Genomic DNA, 23,114 nt, shown 5'->3' on the forward strand with positions numbered 1-23,114 from the left:
TCATCGTCATTGCGAGGAGCACCCGGATCGGCGCTTCGCGCCGTCCGAGTACAGGCTCCGCGACCAAGCAATCCAGCTCAGTGCGCGGCGCTGGATTGCTTCGCTTCGCTCGCAATGACGTGGATGGAAGGCTGAGGGTTCAGAGTCCCCGCTGACCGCGCGCGACGGCGCGGGCGATCTGGCCGGTGACGTAGTTTTCGGAGCGGCGGAAGCTGTCGGCGTCGGGGGTGGCGATCTGGATGTTGACCACGCTGCTGCCGCCTTGGCTGGCGACGCCAAGCCGGCCGTCCGCGCCGCGCTGCAGCGGCAGGATCGCCTCGGCTCCGGCCTCGCCGGCGAGACCGACGCCGCCGCCGAGCATCGGGAAGTAGCTCGGCGTGCCGATCACGCCACCCGACGCGAACGGCTTGACGTTGCCGGCGCCGCTGGCGTTCGCACCGCCGAACAATCCCGAAAACAGGCTGTCGAAGCCGCTGGCGAGACCATTGGTCAGCGGCTTCAGCGCCGCCCTCAGGGCCAGATCGGAGACCTTTAGGGCGAGCGACTTCAGCACGTCCTCGAACTGCTTGCCGCCGGTGATCGACTGCGAGAACGCCGAAGTCATGGCGCGGGCGAAGCCCTTTGCCTCGCTGCTGAGCGCCTGGGTCTTGGTGGTTAACTGATCGACCTTCTGCGAGCTGTCGTCGACGCAGCCGCAGTCGCAGTTCTCGCAGTTGCCGGTCATCGCGCCCGCTCCTTGTTGTCCGGATAGCGCCGCATCAGTTCGTCGAGGCCGCCGCGATCGAGCGGCGTCACGACGCCGCCGCGCGCGCCGATCAGCGCGGCGGCGAGTTCGCGCGGCGTCATGCGCCAGAACGCGTCAGGCGCCAGCCGCAGCGTGCCGAAGCCGAACTGCATCGCCTCGCGCCAGGGAAACGGCATCATGCCGCCGCCTCGCCGAAGGTGGCGGCGATCAGCTCGGCGGCGATCGTCGCGTAACCCGTCGCACCGCCCGCGGCCGTCATCGCCGCGACCTCGTCGTCGCTCACCGCCTCGCCGGCGCCGCGCAGGCCGGCCGCGATGATGCGGACGAGGTCGCGCGCCGACAGATGTCCGCTGCCGAAGCGCTGCGCCAGCGCGACGAGATCGGACGCCGCGAACGCGTTCTCCAATTCGGCGAGCGCGCCGAGTGTCAGCACCAGCGTGCGCCGCTGGCCGCCGAGGTCGGCGTCGATCTCGCCGCGATGTCTGTTGGCCATGGTGTGTCTCCTTCACAATGCCGCGAAGCCGAGCGCGCCGGCGCTTTCCAGCGTGATGTCGAAGCTGACTTCGCCGTTGTGCTCGCCGGCAAATTCCAGGCTGGCGATCTGGAATGGCCCGCTGATCGCGCCGAAATCCGGCACGACCACCTGGCAGTCGCTGATCAGCCCGTTGAAGAAGGCAGCCCGCACCACGGCGTCGGACGCCGCGTCCTTGAACAGGCCGCGGCCGGAAATCGCGGCGCGGCGCACGCCGGCGCCGGCCAAAAGCTCGCGCCAGCGATCGGCGGATTCGGCGTGGGTGATGTCGACCAGCTCGGCGTTGAACGCGATCCTGCGACTGCGCAAGCCGGCGACGGTGACGTAGTTGCCGCCGTCGTTGATCTTGACCAGCAGGTCCTTGCCCTTCTGTGCGCCCATGCGCGCCTCCTCGTTGTTACTTCGGTTCGGTAACGGCGCGGAACCGCACCAGCGCGTGATAAAGGCGGCCGTCGGCCTCGCGGCGGATGTCGGCAAGCGCAAAGCGCAGATTGACGAGGCGATGACCGGCGGGCTGCAGCGGCGCGTCGTCGAGTGCCTGCAACAGCGCGCCGGTGATGACGTGCGCCTCCTTGTGGCCGCCCTGCCGCGACCAGGCATGCAGCGTGAGTTGATGTTCCTGCAGCGGCGCGTCGTCGGCGGAGGCGTCGACGATCCGCGCATCGCCGAGCGTGACGTAAGGAAACGCCACGCCCTGGGGCGGCTCGTCATAGACCCGCGCGCCGCCGAGCGCTGCGACGAGGCCGTGATCGGCGATCAGCGCCTGATAGATCGCAGCGCGCAGCGCCGCGGGTGCGGTGGGCATGGTAATTACTCCGGGGTGGGACTTCACCCTCCCCTGGAGGGGGAGGGTCGCTCGCGCAGCGAGCGGGGTGGGGTGGCGAAGAGTTCATCCGCAGTGCTCGTGGCTCACCCCGCCCCGTCGCCCACCCCGCTTCGCGGGCTGGCCGCCGACCCTCCCCCTCCAGGGGAGGGTGGCGCATCACATCAACTCCGTCTCCGCATCGATCTCGCGCCACGCGCCGCGGTCGCGATCGCGCCAGCTGATGATGCGGTAGATCCGCGCGCCGTCGGTGAACCGATGCGCCCGCGTCAGCGCGATGCCGCCGCGCAGCGTGATGGTCACGCGCTGCACCGCGTGGGCATCGTCCGCCGCCACGCGGTCGCGCGCCGGATGCGCTACGAGCTGGGCCCAGACCACGTTCTGCGCCGCGTAGCTGCGCATGACGCCGCCCTGGCCGTCGCCGCTCTCGACCGGGGTCTCGAGCGTCAGCCGCGTCGTCAGCTTGCCCGGATCGTTCATAGCGCCGGCACCCGGAAGCTCGCGAGCATCGCCGCGACGCTGCCGGGCAGCATCGCCACGCTCGAGCCGATCGCCGCCAGCCCGCGATTGTCGTACCAATGCGCCGCCAGCGTCCGCACCGCGTGGCGCAGCAGCTCCGGGACATCACCGGGCGTCGCGCCAAAACCGAGCTCGACGTCGAGCGCGATGCCGGCGACGCTCTGCCCCGGCTGCGGCAGCGACCAGACCGGCGCGGCGATCACGCCGTCCGCGACATCGACCACAAAGCCATCGACGTCGATCGCCTGCGCGGCACCCTGCGCATCGATCACCCGCGCCGCGGTGAGCGCGCGCAGCGGTCCGATCCGCGGCCGGATCCGGCCATCGCGCGGCCAGGCATCGTAGCTCAGCCGCCAGCTCTGCAGCAGCAGCGCGCGGCGGGTCAGCGCCTCGACCTGGCTGCGTGCTGCGGCGAGCAGCGAGGCGATCACCGCGTCGTCGGCATCGTGTTCGACGCGCAGGAACGCCTTGAGTTCGGGAACGGTCCACGGCTCCACCGTGGGGCCGGTCAGCAACAGCGCGGGCATGAGCCGCTCCTTTCGAGAATGATCCGGTTGACAGCGCCGCGGCGGCGAGGCTGGTGAGCCGCCATGATCCGCACGCTGAAACTGTGTCTGCTGCTGACCGCCACGCTCGCCACGCCGGCCGCCGCCATGGTGGGCGGCGCGCGCGAGGATGCGGCGCTCGGCCGCGCAATCGTCACCATCGTCGGTTCGCGCGGCAATTTCTGTTCAGGCACGCTGATCGCGCCGGATCTGGTGCTGAGTGCGGCGCATTGCGTCGGCCCGGGTGCGGACTACAAGATCGTGCACACCGACGCGCAGCGGCAGCCGCAGCTACGCGATGTCCGCCGCATCGCCGCGCATCCGCAATTCGACATCAAGGCGATCCAGGCGCATCGCGCCAGTGCCGACGTCGCGCTGCTGCAGCTCGCCGCTCCCCTGCCCGGCAAGTCGCCGCTGCCGCTCGGCGCGCCGAACGATCCGCTGAGCGCCGGCCAGAGTTTTACGGTCGCCGGCATCGGCGTCGCGCTGCGCGGCGACGGCAGGAGCGGCGGCACGGTACGCAGCGCCGCGCTGAGCGCCACCGGCCGCCCCGGCCGGCTGCAGATCCGCCTGGTCGACGCGGCGACGAACAACACCCGCGACGGCCAGGGCGCCTGCACCGGCGATTCCGGCGGCCCGGCGCTGCAACAGCAGGACGGCCGCGCGATCGTCGTCGGCGTGGTGTCATGGTCGACCGGCGCCAACAACGCCGCCGGCTGCGGCGGCCTCACCGGCATCACCCCGCTGACGCTGTATCGCGACTGGATCGACCGCACCGCGCAGGCCTGGGGCAGCGCGCTGGCGAAGTAGGCCCCGTGCGCTGCGAGCGACCTATCGCCCTCTCCCAGCAAACCACCTCATCCTGAGGAGCCGGGGCGTCTCGAAGGATGGGCGGCGGGCATCGCGGCAAGCACATCGCTCGTGGCGCTCATGGTTCGAGATGCCCGGCTCCGCTTCCGCTGCGCCGGGCTCCTCACCATGAGGGCTTCGGCTGTTGCATCGACCGGTTGGGCGGCGACCGCCGGGGCCGCACCACCACCGCCCTTCAGATTTCATTAACCATGTTGGCCCACCCTGCCGGCTCACCTGGAGCCTGTCGATGCGCCTTGCTGCCCTGCTGTTGCTTGCCCTCACTGCCGCCGTGCCGGCGCGGGCGGCGGATCTGCCGATGCACAGCAAGATCGGGCGGATCTTCGCCGAGCCGGAGCCGCGCGGCCGCGTCGTCATTGTCGACGTGCCGCCGACCCGCGACGTCATCAGCGCCTCGCCGGTCTACGCCCCCGAGGTCGACATTCGGCCGCTGGTGAACGGCATCTACGGCAAGCCTAACTCGTACCATTACTTCAACTACTACGGCACGCCGGCTAGCGCGATCTTTGGCCGCCTGCCCTACGCCTGCGGCTGGTACGGCTACTGCTGAGCCCGCGCTCAGCGCCGCGGCTTGCGCTTGCTGTGCGGCCTGGCCTTGCGCGGCGTGTCGACGCGCTGCCGCGGATACACCGCCGGCGGCGTCGTATAAGGCTGCTGTAGCTGCTGCCGCGATTCCTGCAGCCGCCGCTGATAGCCCGGCGAATCCATGACGCTCGGCGCCCCGCCGCGGGCGAAGGCCGGGCCGAGACCGGCGAGCGCCAGCGCAGCCGACAACGCGATCAACTTGTTCATCTCATCCTACCTCCCGCCGGCAAATCCCGCTGCGCACGATCATTCCCACACGAGTCCGTAGGGTGGGGTAGCGCGGATCACGTAACCTACCGATTCACCTAAACCACGCGCGCCGGGCCAATGGGGCTTGCTTGCGCACGCTCATCCTGCCGCCTTCGCCCGATCCGTCACCTACCGCGGCAAATATGTGCCTTCGTCGAGCGATCGCAAAGACATCCCAGCTTCCGCGACCTGTGGCATGACATTGGAATCCCGCACACTCTCCAGTGCTCGTCGAGCCTGCTCGGGTTCAATGGCCAGTAGTGCGTGGGCGGCCATCATTCGCACCTGGACGTTACGAGATTGAAGCAGCGGCAGCAAAGCCCGTCGCTGATCTCCGTCCCTTGCCTTTAGCTCATTTTTGACGGCTTCCATCCGCCGGTACAGGCGCGTATAGCGTGCAGTCTGGAGCAGCAAACTCGCCTCGCCCTGCGCGGTCGTGAGCGAATTGAACTCGTCAACCAGTTCGATCGTTGTGGCACGTCGATATCGCTCCATCATGCTCTTCATCTGAGCACCCCAAATTCTCGAAGGACTTTGAGACCAACCCGAGTCTGCTCGTCCCAACTCCGACCACGGAGATAATCTCGTGGCGCCAATCCATCGTACTCTGGGTTTGGCCTCGAATACCACCCGTTGATATCGAGATGTTTCAGGGTCGGTATTCTTACCACATTTTCGTTATCATCGATCGCGCGACTCCCGAATTGCTTACGATTTTCGTCGAACTGACCTACTATATGGTGGTCTTGATAGCCACGTTCATTTTCCAAGCCAACTCGGTCTTGGAGTTCTGGCAGGGATCGAGGTGGGTCGTTTGCTGTCCGAATCATGTCGGTCAGCCTGTTGATTTCATAAATCTGATCGAGCGCCCCGAAAAATACGTCGAGAGCCGGTGAAAGACGGCCCACGTAAGCTATCCATCGAACCGCTGTCCGGACAAATACCATCCGTCCCTCTCAGGTGACGGGCATTTGGTCGGGAATTTCCGGAGGCTGGTTGTTTGGTGGCTCGTGGCTCGGATCGCTTCCTTCCGGCATATCGCCGGCAAGCTGCATACCGGAGCGATCCGGCACACTAAGCGCGATCGAAAACAGGTGCTCGCTTTCCATCACTGCATCACTAATGGCAAGGTCGCCCACCGGCAGCGCAACGTTCGCATGCGGCGCCCCCAGCGCATCGGCGAAATCGGCGGGCCCACTTGTGCCACTCGTCCACTGCCCGCCGTCCGGATGGCCCGCTGGCACGCGTGGCTGGTTAGGACTGTATTTGAATGCGAGCACTGGGAAGGCGTTGGCCAGTTCACTACCCGGCTTCAGGAAGCGCGCGGCGTCCGGGCACACCCAACGGTAGCCATCCGGTCGCTGCCATCGCATCTGCTGATGGCGTAGCCAGACTTCGTCGTTCTTTGGCATGAGGCAATATCCTCATCGAAGACGGCAATGAAGTCCGAAAACAAAAACGGCGCACCGTTCGGTACGCCGTCCGATCATCGAGAAAGGACGCTGCTAAGCTCGACACAGATGTCCGCAGCTTGATCGCGTCGAAATCTTGTACGTCGCTACCGACGCGCTTGGTGGTGTAGAACCGCACGTTGGGCTTGGCGGAAGGCGGATCGCGCAGGATGCGGTACGTGGATGAGCGCATAGCGCGTCACACACCGATTCACCTCAACCACGCGCGCCCTACCCGCGACGTCCTCACCCCGGCCCTCTCCCGCAAGCGGGAGAGGGAGAGTGGGCGCTGTGCTTCAGCTTGCCGCGAACTTCACCAGCTTGATCGCATCGAAGTCCTGCACGCCGCCGCCGACGCGCTTGGTGGTGTAGAACAGGACGTAGGGCTTGGCGGAATACGGGTCGCGCAGGACGCGGATGCCCTGGCGGTCGACGATCAGGTAGCCGCGGCGGAAGTCGCCGAAGGCGATGCTGAGCGAGTTGGCGGCGATGTCCGGCATGTCCTCGGCGTCGGCGAGCGGGAAGCCGGCCAGGCTGGCGCGGCCGCCGGCGGCGACGGGCGGCTGCCAGATGTAGGCGCCCGAGGCGTCCTTGAACTTGCGGATCGCCGCCTGGGTGCGGCGGTTCATCACGAAGCTGGCGTTCTGGCGATAGCCGGGGCGCAGCGCGTAGATCAGGTCGATCAGCACGTCGGCCGGCGCCGACGAGGCGAAGCCGGCGGAGACGCCGGTGGCGATGTATCCCAGATGGCCCCAGCTCCAGGCGCTGTTCGCCACCGCCGGCACGGCGAGAAAGCCCTTCGGCTTGTTGGCGCCGTCGCCGGAGACGAAGGCCGTGCCCTCCTGCTCGGCGAACACCTGGTCGATCTCGCCGGCCAGCCAGTCGTCGAGGTTGACCGCCGCGTCGTCGAGCAGGTTGGCGGTCGCGGCCGGCATCGCGTACAGCTCCATCGCCGGGAACGACAGCGCGTCGAACGACGGCGACGCGGTCTGCGGCCGCGGATCGGTCTCGCCGACCCAGCCGGTCGCGGGACCGGCGACAGTGTACGGCTTCTTGTAGACGCCGCCGGAGATCTCGCGCACCGACGCCAGCGCCCGGATCGGCGAGATCGTCGCCAGCCGCGACGAGATGCTGCGCTCGAGCTCGGTCGGCACGAGATAGCCGCCGTCCGGCGCGGAGCCGACCGACAGCGCCTTGGTCTCGATCCGGCGCAGCGCGGTGGCGTCCCCGCTGCGCACGTAAGATTCGAACGCGCTCTTGTGCTCGCGCTGCTCGGCCGCCGGCAGCCGCTCCGCCGCCAGCTGCGGCCGCGCCGCCTTCAGCGCCAGATCGTCGAGCCGGCGCTGCTGGCTGTCCAGCGCCGCATCGATCCGCGCCAGCTTCTCCTCGGCGACGACGTCGCCGCGGCCGCCCTCGATCGCCTTCAGCCGCGCATCGTTCTCGGCCTTGTAGTCCTCGAAGGTGCGCATCAGCGCGTCATACACCTGCTGCGCATCGTCGCCGGCAAGGCCGGCCTTGGTCTCCGGGGCGGCGCTCTTGATCTCGTAGTCCATGGGGTTCTCCTGGTGGGCGTTGATAGCTGCACAAACGAAAGCGCCGCGGCGGCAGGCCACGGCGGTCGAACTCAGAGACGTGGAGGCAGACGGACAGGCCGCCGTTTAGCGGCGGCGGCCGGACGCTAGAGCGCGATCGATACGACGTCCTCAGTCAGGCGAAATGTAATCGCCGGCCTCGTGCTACCGCGCGGCGACGCCGAGTCGTCATCCGAACAGCGCCAAGATCTTGTCCGGCTCGCTGGGATGGTTGGTCCAGACGCGGACACGGGTGAAATGTGTTTCAACGGGACAGCGCAACAGCACTTCGCGCTCGGAGGTCGAGACCTCGATCACCCGGCTCGGCGTATCCAGCATCCCGTCAAACGCGGCCGGAGCCGACGGCACATCCTCAGCCGAATTCGACGCAACGAACTCGGTCTTGCCATCGACGAAGCACAGGCAGGCGACGATGATGCACGACCGCGTCGACCAGATACTGACCGCGCGATCGTCAATCTCCGGCGACCGACCGCCTGCCGGATCTTCGAGGAAGAACAGCGAATTCGGAGGCGCAATGCGTACGGATTGCTTCATCACTCACCCTCGAGATCCCTCACACTGCGTGACCGTCGCTGTTTGGCACACGACGACGGTCCGCCTAGACCTGCTTGCGCATCGCCGCTCCTTCGTCGAGGCCGGCCCAATGCTGCGCCGCTGGAAACCTAGTCCGGCCTGGCCCCGTCGTAGCGAACGCCACGAATTCCCTCCGGCAGATGATCCCGCTTCAAGCCATCGACGATCACGCCCTTTTCGAGCGTAAGCCCCATCCGTGGCCACGCCGTCCCCCGCGGCGGCACGACAGCAACGGTGATCGCGAACCTCGGATGCATATCGAGCAAGTCGCGAAGGCCGTAAATAACGGGCGGATCCAGCAGATCGAGCGCCATGACCTCGACCTGGATGAGGAACAGATCGTAGTCGTCGTCGACCACCCAGAAATCCTTATCTCCGAACGGACCGATCGCTTTTCCAAAGCTCTCCAGATGAGCGATCACCCGATCGCGCATGTCGTTCCAGATCGGCAAGAACTCGTCGCGGGTCATTGCACACTCCCTCAACGGACCGCTTACTCTCTTCCAAACCTCGATCTGAATACGCGCCTGAGCATCCGAATTGCTCTGTTATAGTCGCGAATCTCCGGGACGTCGGATTCTCTGATACGGGTCAGAAGCTGACGAGCATGATCCGGCGTCATCTGCCCGGGCGTGATACCATTTTGCTTCATGAATCGCTCACTCAGATCGCGAACGGCATTGTTATAGCGCGCGTGCGCTCCATTCGGACCATCCCAGTAATGCCCACGAAGAATACCGGCAGGCGTGTCGACCGTTCGCCCGGCCGGCAGCGACCCCGTGGTCGATCCATTGAAGATCCGCTCAGTCTCGGGCCGCAAGTCCCACTTCGTGTATACACCTTTCGGCATTTCATGATGGCCGCCAGAATCATAGTAAGGCAACCCGTATGCGTCAGTTACCGAGCTACCAACCTGCGCTAGCTGGACATACGGCGACGACGAGCCTTCTTTGGGTCGTCGCAGGCCGGAGAAGTCGACAGACCAACGTGTCGGTCGTCCCTCGATGGTTGATCAGGAATGCTGAAGAGCGCCGCTCACTGCGCGCCCCCTCTCCCGCTTGCGGGAGAGGGCTGGGGTGAGGGCGCCGCGCATCGTAGCGCTGCGATCAGCGAACATGCCCCCTCGTCCGGATCAGCGCTCCGTGCTGATCCGCGCCGCGCGCGGGGAGAGCTTCAGACGCGCGCGGCCGGCGACGCTAGAGAGTGCCTGTTTGCGATCGCCGCGGGAGGACAGCGTCACCGCCGTCCGCCCGCGCCGCGCAGGCAGCGCCGGTGCATCCGCGGCGCTGGCTGACTCTGATAGTTGCTTTTCCGGCGGCGTCTGCACGCTGCGCCAGGCGGCCTCGGCGGCGCGGCGCTGTGGCGAGCCGCCCTGCTTCACCGCGCCGACGCGGGCGCCCTGCAGCAGCGGGAAGGTGACGATCGAGATCTCCCAGAGGTCGACCTGATACAGCCGCCGCACCCGCGTCTTCGGATCGATCTGGCCGCGCACGGTGCGATAGCCGATCGACAGCCCGTCGATCGCGCCGGCGCGCAGCAACGCAAGGAGCTCACGCCCGCGCGCCACATCCGGGATCAGCCGGCCGCGCGCGCGCAGGCCGCGCCAGTCCTCGATCAGTTCGAGCCAGACGCCGACCGGCTCGCTTGGGTCGTGCTGAAACAACATCGGGATTTTGCGCAGGCCACGGCTCTTCAGCGTCTGCGTGAACGCGCCGGGCATCACCATGTCGCGCGCCTGGTCGACCTCGCCGAACAGGCTGGCATAACCTTCGATGCTGCCGTCCCCGGTCAGCACCAATCGCGCCGGCGCCGGGCCAGCATCGGACAACGCGGCAAGCATGAGCGCCTCGTGGATGTGTTGATGATTCAGGTGGACGACGAACAGCCCGTGCCCCGGACAAGCCGCAGCCCACAGGGCCACGGCGCAGATCCGGGGGCCCGGTTCAGCGACACGAGAGGACGCTCAACCGGTGTCCCGCATCTGCGATGCACCGCTGCGCGCTGCATCTCCGTGCGGGACACGGGAGCAGTGTTGCGAACTACTTCGCCCGCTTCTGCGGTCGCCGCGACGCCGACTTCGCCCGCACGCGGCGCGGCGCGGCGCGCTGGACGAGATCGAGATGGCTGATGAATTCGCGGAACACCCGGCCGGGATCCTTCGCCGATTTGATCTCGCTGCGGATCGACGTCAATACGCGGTGCAGCCGGTCCATCGGCTGAGCCTGATCACTCATCGTGCCCCTCCATCGTCGTCATGCTCCAGCGCGCTGCGCTCGCGCCGCCGCGCCCGGCGGTTGAACAGCTCCAGCGCGTGGACGAAATCGTCGAACCGCCGCGACGCCGCCGCCAGCTCGCGCAAGCTGAACCACAGCCCCGCCGACGCCGCCGCTGCCCATAGGAGTAACGCAAGGTGAGCCAGGTCGCCCCGCTCGGTAAACGTCTTGATCACGTCGGACATCGGCCTCTCCCTGAGATGCAGACGCTTGACGCGCCTTGCTGATGAGCCCGCGCCCTCACCCCAACCGATCGCCACCCTCGAGCGGGGCGTAGCCGACGGCTTCGCGTTTTTCGTTCAGGGTCAGGAACGGCGCGGCGGTGACGCGGTCCCATAGGGCGGCGCGGTCGACCGACAGCGCGTCAATCTGGTCCGTGTCGACGACGAGGCGGACGCCGTCGCCGAATTGCGGAGCCAGCCATTGCGCCAGCGCGTTGCCGGTGCGCGTCGCCAGCGGCAGCACGGTTTGGCGCACGAAGCTGCGGTTGGCTTCCTGATAGTTCGAAAACGTGTTGTCGCCCGGAATGCCGAGCAGCATCGGCGGCACGCCGAAGGCCAGCGCGATCTCGCGCGCTGCGGCGTGCTTGGCTTCGAGGAAGTCCATGTCCTTCGGCGACAGCGCCATCGGCTTCCAGTCGAGCCCGCCTTCGAGCAGCAGCGGCCGGCCGGCATTGGCGGCGCCTTCATAGGTGCGCTCCAGCTCCTGCTTGAGCCGGTCGAACTGCGTCTCGTTCAGCACCGCGCCTTCCGGCCCGGCATACATCAGCGCGCCGGACGGCCGCGCCGAATTGTCGAGCAGCGCCTTGTTCCAGCGCGCCGCGGCGTTGTGAGTATCGACCGCGGCGGCGGCGGCTTCGAGCGGCGCCAGGCCGTAGTGATCGTCGAGCGGATGAAACAGCGCCATGTGCAGGATCGGCGGAATTGCGCCGTGCTGATCGAACCGCACGCTGCGGCCGGCGACGCTGTAGTCGTAGGCTTCCGCCCAGCCGTCGGCGCCGGGCACCAGTCGGATACGGTCGGGGCGCAGCGCGTAGAGTTCGTGGACCTGATCGCCGAGCGCGACGGCTTCGAGATACGCGTTGCCGGCGAGCAGCAGATGCGCCACCAGCGTCTCGCGCAGCGTCGCGCCGTCCTGCCGCGGATTGGGCCGTGCCAGCAATTGCGCCAGCGGATGCCCCTCCTTCTCCTGCGCGCCGTCGAACACCGAATAAACGCAGGCGCCGACATGCTCGGCGATCAGCCGCACGCAGCGATGCACGATGGCGTTGCGCAGATAACCCTCGCGCGCCAGCCCGGTGTAGTCGCGTTGCGTCCAGCGCGCGACACCTCCCGACTCGAACGCCAGCACCCGCGCGGTGCGCGAGGCTTTGGCTTCGGGCGGCGCGAGGTAAGCCTTGAGACGATCGAACATGGTGGCGATTCCATTGATTGTGATGCCTACCCCGGACGCCGCTGCTAGGAGAGCCGGCGCTGAGTTACGCGGTCATTGCGAGGAGCGAAGCGACGAAGCAATCCAGCCCCGTGCTCGGCACTGGATTGCTTCGCTTCGCTCGCAATGACGTGGAAAGGCATCGATGCTGATCGATGCGATCGAGAGGTCGTTTCGCGTCTGAACCGGGGTCCCGCATCTGCCATGCACCGCTGCGCGCTGCATCGCGTGCGGGACACGGGGTGGATTGAATTTGCCGTGCAGAGCAAACGATCTTCAGAGCAATCTGATACGTGGCTCCGGGGCTTTTGGCTGGAGTGCCAAAGCGTGGATGGCCCAGACCAGGGCGTCGACGCGGTCCGGGGAGCGGCCGTTCGACAGGCCGTCGAGGCCGAAGTCGCACATCTCGTCTTCGAGCGCCGGGAAGCAGCCGACGTGTTTGACGCGGTGCTGCTCGTACAGCGCGGCGGCGGGCTCGGCGCGCAGCCATTTGCCGCGCAGCGCGCGCACCGGCCGCACCGGAACGCCCGGGTCGATCTCGCTGATCACCGTCCGCACCATGTCGCCGCCCTGATTGACCTCGACGACCAGCACGTCCGCACATAGCCGGCGCCACAGCGCGATCGCTTTGCTGGCCCACAGCATCGGCGTCGCCGCAGCGACGCTGTCGTCGGCGAGCACATAAACGACACCGCTCTCGGCGATCCCCGCGGCGACGATGCCGCAGCAGTCGGCGCGCTTGGTCGCCGACGCCGGCGGATCGACCGCGACGACGATGCGCGTCAGCGGCGGCGCTTCGGTGACACGGCTGGTCTCGATCAGCGTGCGCGACCACAGTGCGTCGGGTCGCTCCTCGACCAGTTCGCCCTCGAGTTCCTGACGGCCGAGCCGCGTGCCGGCGTAGCGCGCCATCACCGCGCCGAGAAACGTCGGCGCGAGGTTGAAAGCGTTGGCCTGCGTCGGCGCTCGCGTCGTCACCGCGGCCGGATCGGCCAGCAGGCGCTTGAGGAACGCGGTCGGCCGCGGCGTGGTGGTGATCAGTTGGCGCGGCTGCGTGCCGAGCCGCAGACCGAATTGCAGCATGTCGAACGCCGCCTCGGCATAGCGCCACTTCGCCATCTCGTCGGACCAGGCGCAGGAGAACTGCGGGCCGCGCAGGCTTTCCGGATCCTCGGCCGAGAACGCCTGCGCCACCGCGCCGTTGCTCCATTCCAGCCGCTTGCGCGACGGCTGCCATTGCGGACGCTGATCGGGCGGATGCACCGCCAGCAATCCCGACACACCCTCGATCATCACTTCGCGCACGTCGTGCTCGGTCTCGCCGACCAGCGCGATGCGCGCCACCGGCTCGCTCGCAAAGGGGGGAAGCCCGAGCGCCTGGCAGCGGATCCATTCGGCGCCGCCGCGGGTCTTGCCGGCGCCGCGGCCGCCGATCATCAGCCAGGTCAGCCACGGCCGGCCGTTCGGCGCCAGCAGCGGCGGACGCTGGTGATCGTGCGCGAACACGTCCCATTGCGCGTCGAGGAATTCCAGCTCCGCCTCACTCATCCCCTGCAGCAGGTAGTCGCGCTGATCCTGCGACCAACTGCTCCAGGCGCAGCGAAAGCGCCCGCCGCAACCCGTCGAGATCTCGGGGGATGGCATCATCATCGCGTACTCTCTTGCGATCATCGTCGCTGCGCAGCTTGCGCAAATCGGACAGGGTGCGCGCCAGCGACGCCAGCGTCCGGGCGCGGCGTTCGGCCTCGGTGCGTTGCGCAGGCTTCAAATGATGGCCGCCGACGATCACTTCGATCTGTGTGATCTCGCGCTCGACCGCACGGCTGACACGATCGATCAGCCGCAGGCCGGTTTCCGGCGGCGGATCGTCCAGTCGCTCGACGGCGTTGCGCGTGACGCCGCTCGGCCCGCGCCGGCGCAGCGTATCGGTCGCATCGTCAGTCGCGCTTTCGCTGAAGATGGCGTCGGATGTGATCGTCTGCTCGGACAAGTCCGTCGCCGCGGCTTCCAGCTGCGCTGCGTCGTCGCTGGCGTCGGCATCGGCCGCCGTCTTCCGGCGTAACGCAGTCTTGCGCGCCGGATTCTTGGGCGTGGATGTCTTGGCAGCTACTCGTGCGGCAGGTGCTTTCTTGGTCGCCGGCTTCTTAGCGGCAGGCTTTTTGGTCGCAGATTTGTCGCCGGCCGATCGATTGCTGGCACGCTTGCTGCCGGCGGGCCGCCCTTCGGCAGCAGCGGCCTCGGCCTTTGCTTTGCGCGCCGTGACTCGCGCGGCACGCTCCTGCCCGTCCGGATCGGACGGGTCGATTCGGATTGTCGCGTCGACCGGCTTGGCGCAAGCCGCCAGCGTTGCCTTGCGGGCCGCGACGGGGCGCGTCCTGTCGCGCGCCGGCGATGTGCCGGCCTTTCTGACGGCAGGGGTTCGGGAACGAGGACTGGGCATGAGTGATCTCTCGGTGGCCACGCGCGGAGCGATCGCCAGAAAACAGAAAGGCCCCGCACCGCGTCATCAGCGCCGGTGCAGAGCCCATTTTTGAATTCACGCGATGCGGCGTCACATCGCATCGTCTAACTCGCGAAAATTGCTGACCCCAAAACCGCCAACTCACGAAACTACGGCGATCAGCGCGTTCCTGAATGACTTCGCTCGGCCAGCGGCCGAACTCAGACCCGAAACCAGACGAACCAGATCACGCCCAGGATCAGCACGGCCAAGCCAGTGCTCACCACCAACAGCGCCAGCACGGACGGCCCGCTCTCGCCTTGCCTGACTTCGGTCGTGGTTTCGACGAATCGGGTCGGTTCTTCGGGTGCCATGGGTGCTCTCCTGCTATCGATGCCCAACTGGCACCTCCCATCGGCCAACGCCGAGGCTTTCGCGAGGTTCCGAATTGATCGAGGCGAATGCTCCCTTCCGGCACAGCAACAGCTTGCGGAGAGGCCGAACTACGGATCGCCGGGATCAGTGTCGGGATCAGTGTCGGGCCCCGCGAACCCAATTGTGGAGCATGCCGGAACCCTATTGCGGCAGCGTCACGCTGTCAAGGACTTTTTTCCTGCAACCGACACTCATCCGAATTGGATCGATCGGAGGCCACCATCAGGCGCCAAGATCGACGCTCGAGAGCTAACCCGTCAGCAGCAACAGGAATAGACCGATCACCGGCGTCAGGATGAGTGCGACGGCGGCGGCTGCCAGTGAGACAAGGATGTCGCGACCGGTGAGTCCGAACTGACCGGAATGGATGTCGAGATGCTGCATGAGACCCCCGCGGATATGATCGGCGGAGGTGATAAGCGAGGTCTCTGAATAATCGTGCCACGCGATTGGATGGATTTGCGAAGCCGCAATGGCTGGCGCTTAACCATTCCACGGCACAATCCGCGCAGGATCGCCCCCGGGACTCATCTGCCCAACCGGCAGATTACTTCAGCGAGGTGTTCACCGTCGTCAAAGTGCCGTCGAGCTTGGCGCCGATCGCATTGACTGCCACCAGGATCACGATGCTGATGCCCGTGGCGATGAGGGCATATTCGATGGCGGTCGCACCGGATTCGTCGGAGAGGAATTCGGAAATCAGGCGTCGCACCATCGCCTCCTGTCGTTGCGCCCGCAGGGGCAATCGCGGCTTCTCCCGCGTGCCGGAACCTATCTATCACTCGTTACCGGACAGTTGATGGTGATGCACACTAGGAACACCCCAAGGCCGCACCCCAAGGCTGCACCTCAAGGCTCCCCCTCGAGGCCACGCCTCAAGGTCTCTGCGCGCTCAGCCCGCGCCGGCAACGCCGAGCGTATCCGGCTGGGCGGGTGCCAGTCCCGCGCTCGGCGTCGTCAGCGTGGTGCGGCGGTCGACCACCGCGTTGTGGAACTGATCGAGCACCAGGTTGAACGGCGCCAGATCATCGAGCGCGCTGTCGTCATAAAGCTCGAGCATGTTGCGGACGATGTGGTCGATCTGCTGCTGCAACGCATCGAGCTCATCGAGCGACTCCGCCTTGCGCGCCTTGGCGACCAGCGACAGCGCGTGGTCGCGCATCCGTATTCCGGCTTCGCGCTCGTCGCGCGTGACGTAAGACCTGAACCAGGCGCCGGCCGAACCGAGGCCCGACAGCAGCACGATCAGGCCCCAGATGTAATCACTGTTACGCTCCATGAAGGTGCGCTCTGTGCCGTCGATGAACGCGGCGGCGCCGCGATGCGCCGGCAGCGCCGCTGCCTTGTCGGTATCCGGCGCTTCGATCTTGCCGGCAATCGGCATCTCTCGCGCCAGCTGCTGCCGCGCCGCAAAGATCTGCCGCGTCAGCTGCGAGATCGTGACGCTCGACAACGCGCGCTTGGCGATGATCAGGTGATTGACGCTGACGGTATCGACCTTGTCCTCCGGCCGCGCCGGGGCGGTCGAGAAGGTGCTGCCGGGGATCTCCTCGGAATCGTAGATCGGGTATTTCTTGGAGATCGAATCCGCGACATCCACCGGCAGAAACCGTGGCTCGCCGCGCGCTTTGGCGGTGGCGGCGATCGCCTCCGCGGTCGTCCTGCTATTGAGCGGCCCGACCGCCAGATAGGCCGACAGGGCTTCGTCGCGTGCCATATCGGCGATCTGCCCGGTGGCGAACTGCTCGGTCTGCACCTTGTCGGGCGACACACCGGACTCCGACAGGATAACATGGAGCAGCTTGATGTTGGCCGGCGTGCGGCCGATCACCCCGACCTTGCGGCCGGCGAGGTCGGTGATGCTCTTGACCGCCCCGCCCTTCTTGCCCTTCGACGGCACCGACCACAGCGTCACCATGTTCTTGCGCAGGATCGCCACCGACTGCGCGTCAGTGGGCAAATCCAGATCGCCGCGCGTAACGGCGAGATCCGCCAGCCCCTTGGTCCACGCGACCAGGCTCGGCGTCGCGCCATCAGTGATCACCGGCATCAGCCGCACCGAGCTGTGATCGCGCGCGAAACTCTGCGCCAGCGCCTGAATCAGCTTGAGGTCGTCGCTCCCCGCAGGCCCGACCGCGATCCGCAGCGTCACCGGCCGCAATTCGTAGAACAGCACGCCGAGCGCGCCCGCCACTAATGCGAACACCGTCAGCACGGTTGCCAGCATCAGCCGCGCGCGATTGCGTCGGCGCCGTTTGCGTAAGGATTCATGGCTGCCGTCAGGCAACGCCATCGCCGCCACCCGGTCCGTCATTGCCGCTCCACCGCTCGCGTCAGGCGCGCCATGCGCCGCTCCGAGGGCGGTTTTGCGGCAGACTACTCGGTTTTGGCGGCGGTTGGCGAAAATCCACCGGGCAATCTTGGTCGGCTCTCGCGGTAAGCGCCCGGGCCTACTCCGCCATCTCCAGCGGCGGCGGGTCCGACTGCTCGGGACCGGCGAGCTTGCGCTCTTCCATGATGGCGATGCAAAGCGCCGAGCCGGCGAGCATCACCGCCGCCGCAGCGAAGACCCAGCGGAACGCCGCGACCATATCGGTTGCCCCGACCGTGCCGATGGCGTGGCGATGCTCGGCGCCGCCGAGCTGCAGCTCGCCGCCGAACGCGATCAGCAGGATCGCGGTGAATGCCGCCACTGAGAACGACGCCATCAGTGCCCGGAAGAAGTTCATCGCCCCGGTGGCGGTGCCGATCTGCGGCCGCGCCACCGCGTTCTGGATCGACACAACGGTGACCGGGAACACGGTGCCGAGCCCGATCGAGAACACCGACAGCAGCACCAGGAACACCCACAGCGGCAGCGGCGTGAGCACCGCGATTGCGGCGGCCATCAGCGCCGAGAACGCGGTGCCGAAGATCGCGATCCGCTTGTAGCGCTCGACCTTCACCATCGCGCGGCCGGTGAACGCGGCGCCGAGCACTGAGACGGCAGCGATCGGGATCAGCGCCAGACCGGACTGGCTGGCGCTCAGATGATACACCGCTTCGTAATACAGCGGCATGTGGACGGTCAGGCCGATCATCGCGCCCATCGCGAAGCCGCCCGCCGCCATCGCCCATGGCACCACCGTGCCGCTCATCAGTTGCAGCGGCAGGAACGGCTCCTGCGCCCGCAGCGCATGCCAGATGAAGCTGGTCGCCAGCACAATGGCGGCGCCCGCGAGCGCCAGGATGGTCGGCGACAGCCACGCAAACCTGGTGCCGCCCCAGGTCAGCACAAGCATCAGGGCCAGCGCCGACGCCATCAGCAGCACGCCGCCGAGCCAGTCGACCTTGCGGCGGCGGTGATACACCGGGATCTTCGCCATCTTCGGCAACAGCAGGGCCAGCGCGCCGATCGCCAACGGCAGATTGATCCAGAAGATCACCGACCAGTGCAGATGCTCTGCGAAGGCGCCGCCGAGAATTGGACCGCCGATGCCGGCCGCGACCCAGACGCCGGAGAAGTAAGCCTGATACTGGCCGCGCTCGCGCGGCGAAACGACGTCGGAGATCACGGTCTGAACGATCGGCATGATGCCGCCGCCGCCCAGCCCCTGCAATGCGCGGCCGAGGATCAGCACGATCAGACTCGGAGCCAGCGCACACATCACGGAACCGGCAACGAACAGGCTGAGCGACGCGATGATGGTGGCGCGCCGGCCGTAGATGTCGGCGAGGCTGCCGAACACCGGCGCCACCGCGGTCGACGATAACAGATAGGCGGTGATCACCCACGACAGATTTTCGACGTCGCCAAACTGACGGCCGATCGTCGGCAGTGCCGTGGCCACGATGGTTTGGTCGAGCGCGGCGAGGAACATCGCCAGCAGCAGGCTCAACAGGATCGCCCTGACCTCGCCCTGCGACAGCGGGCTCGCCGGTGCCAGCGGCGGGGCATCGCCGAAATCGATCACCTCGGTCGGAATATGCGAAAGTTCCGCCGCCGTTTCGTCGGACAGGAGATGCCGGCCGACGGGCTCACGGCTTCGGGGCTCAGGCATGCTCATGCGGGCGCAGAATCTCGTTTTCGGCAAGCTGGGGGAGATGCGTTCAACGTTAGTAGCGGAGCCGGCGTCGATCCGGCAGCCATCGCGGCGCATGGGTGGCTCGCACCAGTCGCGGGCACCGAACGCCCCGCCGGCGAAGTCTATTCCGCATAGCGAAAGACGGCGGAGCTGAACCACCCTCTCCGCCTGGCGCTTACCTGTCTTTCGCGAACGGAATGTACTTCTGATACTCTTTCGGCACCGAGCTGCGATAGCGCTCAGGAATGGTGCGCGTTTCGATGGCGTGCTCGACCTCCTGCCGGCGCGTCAGCGGCTTCGCGGGGTTCGTCGAGACGGGTTTGGTCGCGTTGGGCCTAGAAGGCGCCACGGGCGCCGGCGTCACCTTGGCGGTATCGTGCTTCGCGCTGGCCTTTGCCCCGGTGACAGCCGCCCCCGCCATCAATGCGAGTGCCGCGATCGTCGCCACCCACCCCGCACGCGCAACCATCAAGCTTTCCTCCGTTCGGATCAGCGTCGCGGAGAACGTAGCTCAAGATTCGCGGCTCGGCTCGTCCCGAATTCTGACAGCCATGTAACCGTCTTCAAGTCGTCGCCGCACCATCTGCGTGCCGATCAACCTACCGCAATGCCGGCGGAGGGCCTGCGTTGACGAATTGTTTGCCAAGCGCAGGACCGCGGGATTGATTTGCAGCGCGATCATGCAACCCTGCGCGCCAGACGATCTGGCGGCACACAGCAGCTCGCACCTTCGCCACCGATCGACGCGCTCGCCAGCTTGGAGCCCTAGTCATGATGTCATTTCGATGCCGCTCCGCCTCCGCTTCGCTCGCAGCGCTGCTGATCGGCAGCACTGGGTTGTCACCGGCGCAGGCATGCACCCGTCTCGTCTATCTCGGCGCCGACAGTCAGGTCATCACCGCCCGATCGATGGATTGGGCGCGCGACATCGGAACCAATCTGTGGATCTTCCCGCGCGGTGCAAAGCGTAACGGCGAAGTCGGGCCGAACTCGCTGCAATGGACGTCGCGCTACGGCAGCGTCATCGCCTCGGCCTACGACATCGCCACGTCGGACGGCATCAACGAAGCGGGCCTCGTCGCCAACGTGCTGTGGCTGGCGGAGTCGACCTATCCCAAGAACGACGGCTCGAAGCCGGGCCTGGCAATTTCGATCTGGCCGCAATACGTTCTCGACAGCTTCGCCACCGTGCAGGAAGCGGTCGATGCGCTGGCGAAACAGCCGTTCATTCTCGTCACCGACATGATGCCCGGCGAGCAGCGGCTGGCGACCGTTCACCTGTCGCTATCGGATGCCAGCGGCGACAGCGCGATCATCGAATACATCGACGGCAAGCAGGTGATCCATCACAGCCGCAGCTATCAGGTGATGACCAATTCGCCAACCTTCGACCAGCAGCTCGCGCTCAACGCCTATTGGCAGCAGATCGGCGGCACCGTGATGTTGCCGGGCACCAACCGCGCTGCGGACCGCTTCGCCCGGGCGTCGTTCTATGTCGATGCAATCCCGAAGTCTGAGAATCCGACCGAGGCGCTCGCCAGCGTGTTCGGCGTGATCCGCAACGCCTCGGTGCCCTACGGCATCACCACGCCTGACCAACCGAACATTTCATCGACGCGCTGGCGCACCGTCGCAGACCAGAAACGCAAGCTGTACTTCTTCGAATCCGCGCTGACGCCGAACGTGTTCTGGGTCGATCTCACCAAGATCGATTTTTCCGCCGACAAGGGCGCGGTCAAGAAGCTCGACCTCGGCCCCGGCCAGACCAATATCTTCGCCGGCGAGGTGCACGATCAGTTCAAGCCGAGCCCGCCGTTCAACTTTCTGGGGCTACAAGGCAAGTAACAGCGCCGCGGAGCCGGCGGCGTACGACCTCTTATTTGATCTTGTTGATGCGCCGCAGGTCGGCATCGATGCGCGATTGCCAGCCATCGCCGCCGGCCTTGTATTTTTCGATCACCTCACGCGACAGCCGCAGCGACACCAGCCTCTTGGTCGGTGCCTTGTTGGGTCCGCGCCCGCGCCGGATCGAGGCAGCGAGATCGGGAAAGACTTCGGCGAACGGCTTCGCCTTCGCAAAATCCTCCGCCGTCCATTCCGGACTATCACCGACCTCGTCCCAAACCTTCTTGGTGTAACCCCGGCCGGGCTGAAACGCCTTCAAAGTCTTCTTAGCCATCGAGCAGTTTCCTTTCCCGCCGGTTGGCCGGCCGCATGCTGATCACGCTCAGGGCCTCCCGTCCCATCGGCCTGAACACAACGGCAATTGCCCCGAGTTCAGAGAGGCCGATCGCCAGCCAACGCTTCGAATGCGAGGGCCTGATGATGGCCTGCTCGAAAAATGCGACGTCGAGTTCAGCGAAGTCCATGCCGTGCTACTCGATATTCGCGATCCGCTTCAGCTCGTCCCAGACAATAATCATGTTTATATCGTATCTACAAAAAAATGCGACCTAAAACATCTGCAGCGCAGAGCATGGACCAAATGCCGCCGGCCGCCTACATCCCCCCGGCACCTTTCCGGAGACTTTCCATGCCTGCCGAGACTTCTTCGCCCAACGCAGCGTCCGGCGGCTCGCCGGCCGCGACGCTTGCCAATTGGCGGACATTGCCGTTCAGCCGCTGGGCGTTTCAGCATGTCGACGAGCTGATCGCGACGGCGCGGATTGCCAACGCGGTCGACGACGTGTGGACGCTGCAGGCCGCGCCGCACGGCCTCGATGACTTCCGCGTGCGCGCCCAGGGCGGCGAGATCCTGGACTTCGTCGGCTTCCTCGAGGCGACCGCGACGGACGCGCTGGTGATTGTTCACGACGGCGCGATCGTCTGTGAGTACTACGCTAATGGCATGACAGCGCAGACGCCGCACATCATCATGTCGGCATCGAAATCGATCACCGGACTGATCGCCGGCATTCTGGCCGGCCGCGGCACGCTCGATCTCGATGCCGAAGTCACCGCGCTGCTGCCCGAGATCGCCGCCACCGCCTATCGCGGCGCGACGCTGCGGCAGATGCTCGACATGCGGACCGGCATCGTGCTCGATCTCGACGCGACGCGCGACTACGCGGCCGCCGCCGGCTGGGACGCCCTCGCACCCGATCAGCCGCCGTCGGACCTCAAAAGCTTCTATCAAAACCTGTCGATCAAGCCGCAGCCACATGGCGGCGCGTTCCGCTACACGTCCACCAACACCGATCTGCTCGGCTGGGCGATCGAACGCGCCAGCGGCCGCCGGTTTGCGCAGTTGGTCTCGGAGCTGATCTGGCAGCCGCTCGGCGCCGAGCAACCGGCATCGATGACGCTCGATCGAGGCGGCCTGGCGCGCGCCACCGGAGGCTTCAGCATGACAGCTCGGGACTTCGCCCGCCTCGGCCAGCTGTTACTTGACGGCGGCGTGCGCGGCGGCCACGCGATCGTGCCGGGCGCCTGGATCGACGATCTCTGGAACAACGGTGATCGGGACGCGTGGCGAACCGGCGAGTGGCAGAAGCTGTTTCCCTATCGCAGCATGAGCTATCGTGGCGGCTGGTACGTGGTCGACGACGAGCCGCGCACGATGTTCGCGATGGGCATCCACGGCCAGAATCTGTTCGTCGATCCGACGAACCGTCTGGTCATCGCGAAGCTGTCGTCGCAGGGGGCGCCGGTCGACACCGCCGCCTGGGCAGTGACGCATCGCGCCTTGCCGGAGATCCGGCGATGTCTTGCTGGCTGCTAAGCTGACGCACGACATAAAAAAGGCCCGGTCGCCGATCGGCGCCCGGGCCAAAGTCAAGGGAGGAAACGCCCCAAGGAAGGGGACCACGACGCAAGGCGCCGCGGCTGTCTCCTATGTCTCACAATCGACGCGTTTGAGCTATTTGGGATGGTCCCCAGCCGTAGTATTACGGAGGTATCGGGGGCAGTAATGCGCCGCTGCCTGTGCAGAGCCCCCGCAATCAGCTGTGACTTACTTCACACAACGCGCACGACCTTGACGGC

31 protein-coding genes are annotated in these 23,114 nt (G+C 66.5%); 4 read left to right on the forward strand and 27 right to left on the reverse strand.

What is annotated here, in order from left to right; translation table 11 throughout:
• Positions 1-139: 139 nt before the first annotated feature.
• The 7 genes from LPW26_RS00745 to LPW26_RS00775 all read right to left on the reverse strand — a co-directional run bounded on the left by LPW26_RS00745 (position 140) and on the right by LPW26_RS00775 (position 3,146).
• Positions 140-724: a phage tail tape measure protein gene (locus LPW26_RS00745; RefSeq protein ID WP_238732320.1), complete on the reverse strand. Its 585-nt coding sequence runs from the start codon at positions 722-724 to the stop codon at positions 140-142.
• A complete protein-coding gene (locus LPW26_RS00750; protein WP_238732321.1) occupies positions 721-924 on the reverse strand; it encodes a rcc01693 family protein in 204 nt (67 codons plus the stop codon). The genes LPW26_RS00745 and LPW26_RS00750 overlap by 4 nt, the downstream gene beginning before the upstream one ends.
• Positions 921-1,238, reverse strand: a complete 318-nt coding sequence (locus tag LPW26_RS00755; protein WP_238732322.1) for a gene transfer agent family protein — start codon at positions 1,236-1,238, stop codon at positions 921-923. The genes LPW26_RS00750 and LPW26_RS00755 overlap by 4 nt, the downstream gene beginning before the upstream one ends.
• A 12-nt stretch (positions 1,239-1,250) precedes the next feature.
• On the reverse strand, positions 1,251-1,658 hold the full coding sequence (locus LPW26_RS00760) for a phage major tail protein, TP901-1 family (protein ID WP_238732323.1): 408 nt from the start codon (positions 1,656-1,658) through the stop codon (positions 1,251-1,253).
• Between the two features lie 16 nt (positions 1,659-1,674).
• The gene (locus LPW26_RS00765) at positions 1,675-2,082 is read right to left on the reverse strand and encodes a DUF3168 domain-containing protein (protein WP_238732324.1); all 408 of its coding nucleotides are present in this window, start codon (positions 2,080-2,082) and stop codon (positions 1,675-1,677) included.
• Between the two features lie 177 nt (positions 2,083-2,259).
• Positions 2,260-2,580: a head-tail adaptor protein gene (locus LPW26_RS00770; protein WP_238732325.1), complete on the reverse strand. Its 321-nt coding sequence runs from the start codon at positions 2,578-2,580 to the stop codon at positions 2,260-2,262.
• Positions 2,577-3,146, reverse strand: coding sequence for a head-tail connector protein (locus tag LPW26_RS00775; RefSeq protein WP_238732326.1), 570 nt, complete (start codon positions 3,144-3,146; stop codon positions 2,577-2,579). The genes LPW26_RS00770 and LPW26_RS00775 overlap by 4 nt, the downstream gene beginning before the upstream one ends.
• A gap of 63 nt (positions 3,147-3,209) precedes the next feature.
• Between LPW26_RS00775 and LPW26_RS00780 the strand changes: the two genes are divergently transcribed.
• Positions 3,210-3,974 carry a S1 family peptidase gene (locus LPW26_RS00780; protein ID WP_238732327.1) on the forward strand — a complete coding sequence of 255 codons (765 nt, stop codon included), beginning with the start codon at positions 3,210-3,212 and terminating at the stop codon, positions 3,972-3,974.
• 289 nt (positions 3,975-4,263) lie between these two features.
• Positions 4,264-4,584, forward strand: a complete 321-nt coding sequence (locus tag LPW26_RS00785) for a hypothetical protein (protein WP_238732328.1) — start codon at positions 4,264-4,266, stop codon at positions 4,582-4,584.
• A gap of 8 nt (positions 4,585-4,592) precedes the next feature.
• On the opposite strand, the gene LPW26_RS00790 is transcribed toward LPW26_RS00785, so the two are convergent.
• The 18 genes from LPW26_RS00790 to LPW26_RS00875 all read right to left on the reverse strand — a co-directional run bounded on the left by LPW26_RS00790 (position 4,593) and on the right by LPW26_RS00875 (position 19,599).
• Positions 4,593-4,826 (reverse strand): hypothetical protein, encoded by a 234-nt coding sequence (locus LPW26_RS00790; RefSeq protein WP_238732329.1) that lies wholly within the window; start codon positions 4,824-4,826, stop codon positions 4,593-4,595.
• Between the two features lie 171 nt (positions 4,827-4,997).
• Entirely contained in the window at positions 4,998-5,375 is a 378-nt protein-coding gene (locus tag LPW26_RS00795; RefSeq protein WP_238732330.1) for a DUF2019 domain-containing protein, read from the reverse strand.
• Between the two features lie 449 nt (positions 5,376-5,824).
• Positions 5,825-6,280 (reverse strand): hypothetical protein, encoded by a 456-nt coding sequence (locus LPW26_RS00800; RefSeq protein WP_238732331.1) that lies wholly within the window; start codon positions 6,278-6,280, stop codon positions 5,825-5,827.
• A 335-nt stretch (positions 6,281-6,615) separates the two neighbouring features.
• Entirely contained in the window at positions 6,616-7,872 is a 1,257-nt protein-coding gene (locus tag LPW26_RS00805) for a phage major capsid protein (protein ID WP_238732332.1), read from the reverse strand.
• Positions 7,873-8,079: 207 nt separating this feature from the next.
• Entirely contained in the window at positions 8,080-8,448 is a 369-nt protein-coding gene (locus LPW26_RS00810) for a hypothetical protein (protein WP_238732333.1), read from the reverse strand.
• A gap of 128 nt (positions 8,449-8,576) precedes the next feature.
• Entirely contained in the window at positions 8,577-8,957 is a 381-nt protein-coding gene (locus LPW26_RS00815; protein ID WP_238732334.1) for a hypothetical protein, read from the reverse strand.
• Between the two features lie 662 nt (positions 8,958-9,619).
• Positions 9,620-10,327: an HK97 family phage prohead protease gene (locus tag LPW26_RS00820; RefSeq protein ID WP_238732335.1), complete on the reverse strand. Its 708-nt coding sequence runs from the start codon at positions 10,325-10,327 to the stop codon at positions 9,620-9,622.
• 199 nt (positions 10,328-10,526) lie between these two features.
• Positions 10,527-10,721 (reverse strand): hypothetical protein, encoded by a 195-nt coding sequence (locus tag LPW26_RS00825; protein WP_238732336.1) that lies wholly within the window; start codon positions 10,719-10,721, stop codon positions 10,527-10,529.
• Positions 10,718-10,945, reverse strand: a complete 228-nt coding sequence (locus LPW26_RS00830) for a hypothetical protein (protein ID WP_238732337.1) — start codon at positions 10,943-10,945, stop codon at positions 10,718-10,720. The genes LPW26_RS00825 and LPW26_RS00830 overlap by 4 nt, the downstream gene beginning before the upstream one ends.
• Positions 10,946-11,000: 55 nt before the next feature.
• Positions 11,001-12,173 carry a phage portal protein gene (locus LPW26_RS00835; RefSeq protein ID WP_238732338.1) on the reverse strand — a complete coding sequence of 391 codons (1,173 nt, stop codon included), beginning with the start codon at positions 12,171-12,173 and terminating at the stop codon, positions 11,001-11,003.
• A gap of 294 nt (positions 12,174-12,467) precedes the next feature.
• The gene (locus LPW26_RS00840; protein WP_238732505.1) at positions 12,468-13,739 is read right to left on the reverse strand and encodes a DNA-packaging protein; all 1,272 of its coding nucleotides are present in this window, start codon (positions 13,737-13,739) and stop codon (positions 12,468-12,470) included.
• Complete coding sequence (locus LPW26_RS00845; protein WP_238732339.1) at positions 13,732-14,652, reverse strand: hypothetical protein; 921 nt, start codon at positions 14,650-14,652, stop codon at positions 13,732-13,734. The genes LPW26_RS00840 and LPW26_RS00845 overlap by 8 nt, the downstream gene beginning before the upstream one ends.
• A gap of 200 nt (positions 14,653-14,852) precedes the next feature.
• Positions 14,853-15,005, reverse strand: coding sequence for a hypothetical protein (locus LPW26_RS00850; protein ID WP_238732340.1), 153 nt, complete (start codon positions 15,003-15,005; stop codon positions 14,853-14,855).
• A gap of 310 nt (positions 15,006-15,315) precedes the next feature.
• On the reverse strand, positions 15,316-15,450 hold the full coding sequence (locus LPW26_RS00855; RefSeq protein ID WP_238732341.1) for a twin-arginine translocation pathway signal protein: 135 nt from the start codon (positions 15,448-15,450) through the stop codon (positions 15,316-15,318).
• A 163-nt stretch (positions 15,451-15,613) separates the two neighbouring features.
• Positions 15,614-15,778 (reverse strand): Flp family type IVb pilin, encoded by a 165-nt coding sequence (locus LPW26_RS00860; RefSeq protein ID WP_238732342.1) that lies wholly within the window; start codon positions 15,776-15,778, stop codon positions 15,614-15,616.
• Between the two features lie 180 nt (positions 15,779-15,958).
• Positions 15,959-17,380, reverse strand: a complete 1,422-nt coding sequence (locus tag LPW26_RS00865; protein ID WP_406676752.1) for a TAXI family TRAP transporter solute-binding subunit — start codon at positions 17,378-17,380, stop codon at positions 15,959-15,961.
• 136 nt (positions 17,381-17,516) lie between these two features.
• Positions 17,517-19,112, reverse strand: a complete 1,596-nt coding sequence (locus LPW26_RS00870; protein WP_238732343.1) for an MDR family MFS transporter — start codon at positions 19,110-19,112, stop codon at positions 17,517-17,519.
• A gap of 193 nt (positions 19,113-19,305) precedes the next feature.
• Complete coding sequence (locus tag LPW26_RS00875; protein ID WP_238732344.1) at positions 19,306-19,599, reverse strand: hypothetical protein; 294 nt, start codon at positions 19,597-19,599, stop codon at positions 19,306-19,308.
• A 302-nt stretch (positions 19,600-19,901) separates the two neighbouring features.
• Here LPW26_RS00875 and LPW26_RS00880 point away from each other — a divergent pair, with 302 nt between their 5' ends.
• Positions 19,902-20,975 (forward strand): linear amide C-N hydrolase, encoded by a 1,074-nt coding sequence (locus LPW26_RS00880; RefSeq protein WP_238732345.1) that lies wholly within the window; start codon positions 19,902-19,904, stop codon positions 20,973-20,975.
• 31 nt (positions 20,976-21,006) lie between these two features.
• Here the strand turns inward: LPW26_RS00880 and LPW26_RS00885 are convergent, their stop codons facing one another.
• Together LPW26_RS00885 and LPW26_RS00890 are read right to left on the reverse strand one after the other, a co-directional pair.
• On the reverse strand, positions 21,007-21,309 hold the full coding sequence (locus LPW26_RS00885; RefSeq protein WP_238732346.1) for a BrnA antitoxin family protein: 303 nt from the start codon (positions 21,307-21,309) through the stop codon (positions 21,007-21,009).
• The gene (locus tag LPW26_RS00890; RefSeq protein ID WP_238732347.1) at positions 21,302-21,499 is read right to left on the reverse strand and encodes a BrnT family toxin; all 198 of its coding nucleotides are present in this window, start codon (positions 21,497-21,499) and stop codon (positions 21,302-21,304) included. The genes LPW26_RS00885 and LPW26_RS00890 overlap by 8 nt, the downstream gene beginning before the upstream one ends.
• Positions 21,500-21,663: 164 nt before the next feature.
• Here LPW26_RS00890 and LPW26_RS00895 point away from each other — a divergent pair, with 164 nt between their 5' ends.
• The gene (locus LPW26_RS00895; protein WP_238732348.1) at positions 21,664-22,851 is read left to right on the forward strand and encodes a serine hydrolase domain-containing protein; all 1,188 of its coding nucleotides are present in this window, start codon (positions 21,664-21,666) and stop codon (positions 22,849-22,851) included.
• Positions 22,852-23,114: the final 263 nt, after the last annotated feature.

Origin of the sequence: Rhodopseudomonas infernalis (assembly GCF_022271405.1) — a bacterium.
Classification (GTDB): Bacteria; Pseudomonadota; Alphaproteobacteria; order Rhizobiales; family Xanthobacteraceae; genus Rhodopseudomonas; species Rhodopseudomonas infernalis.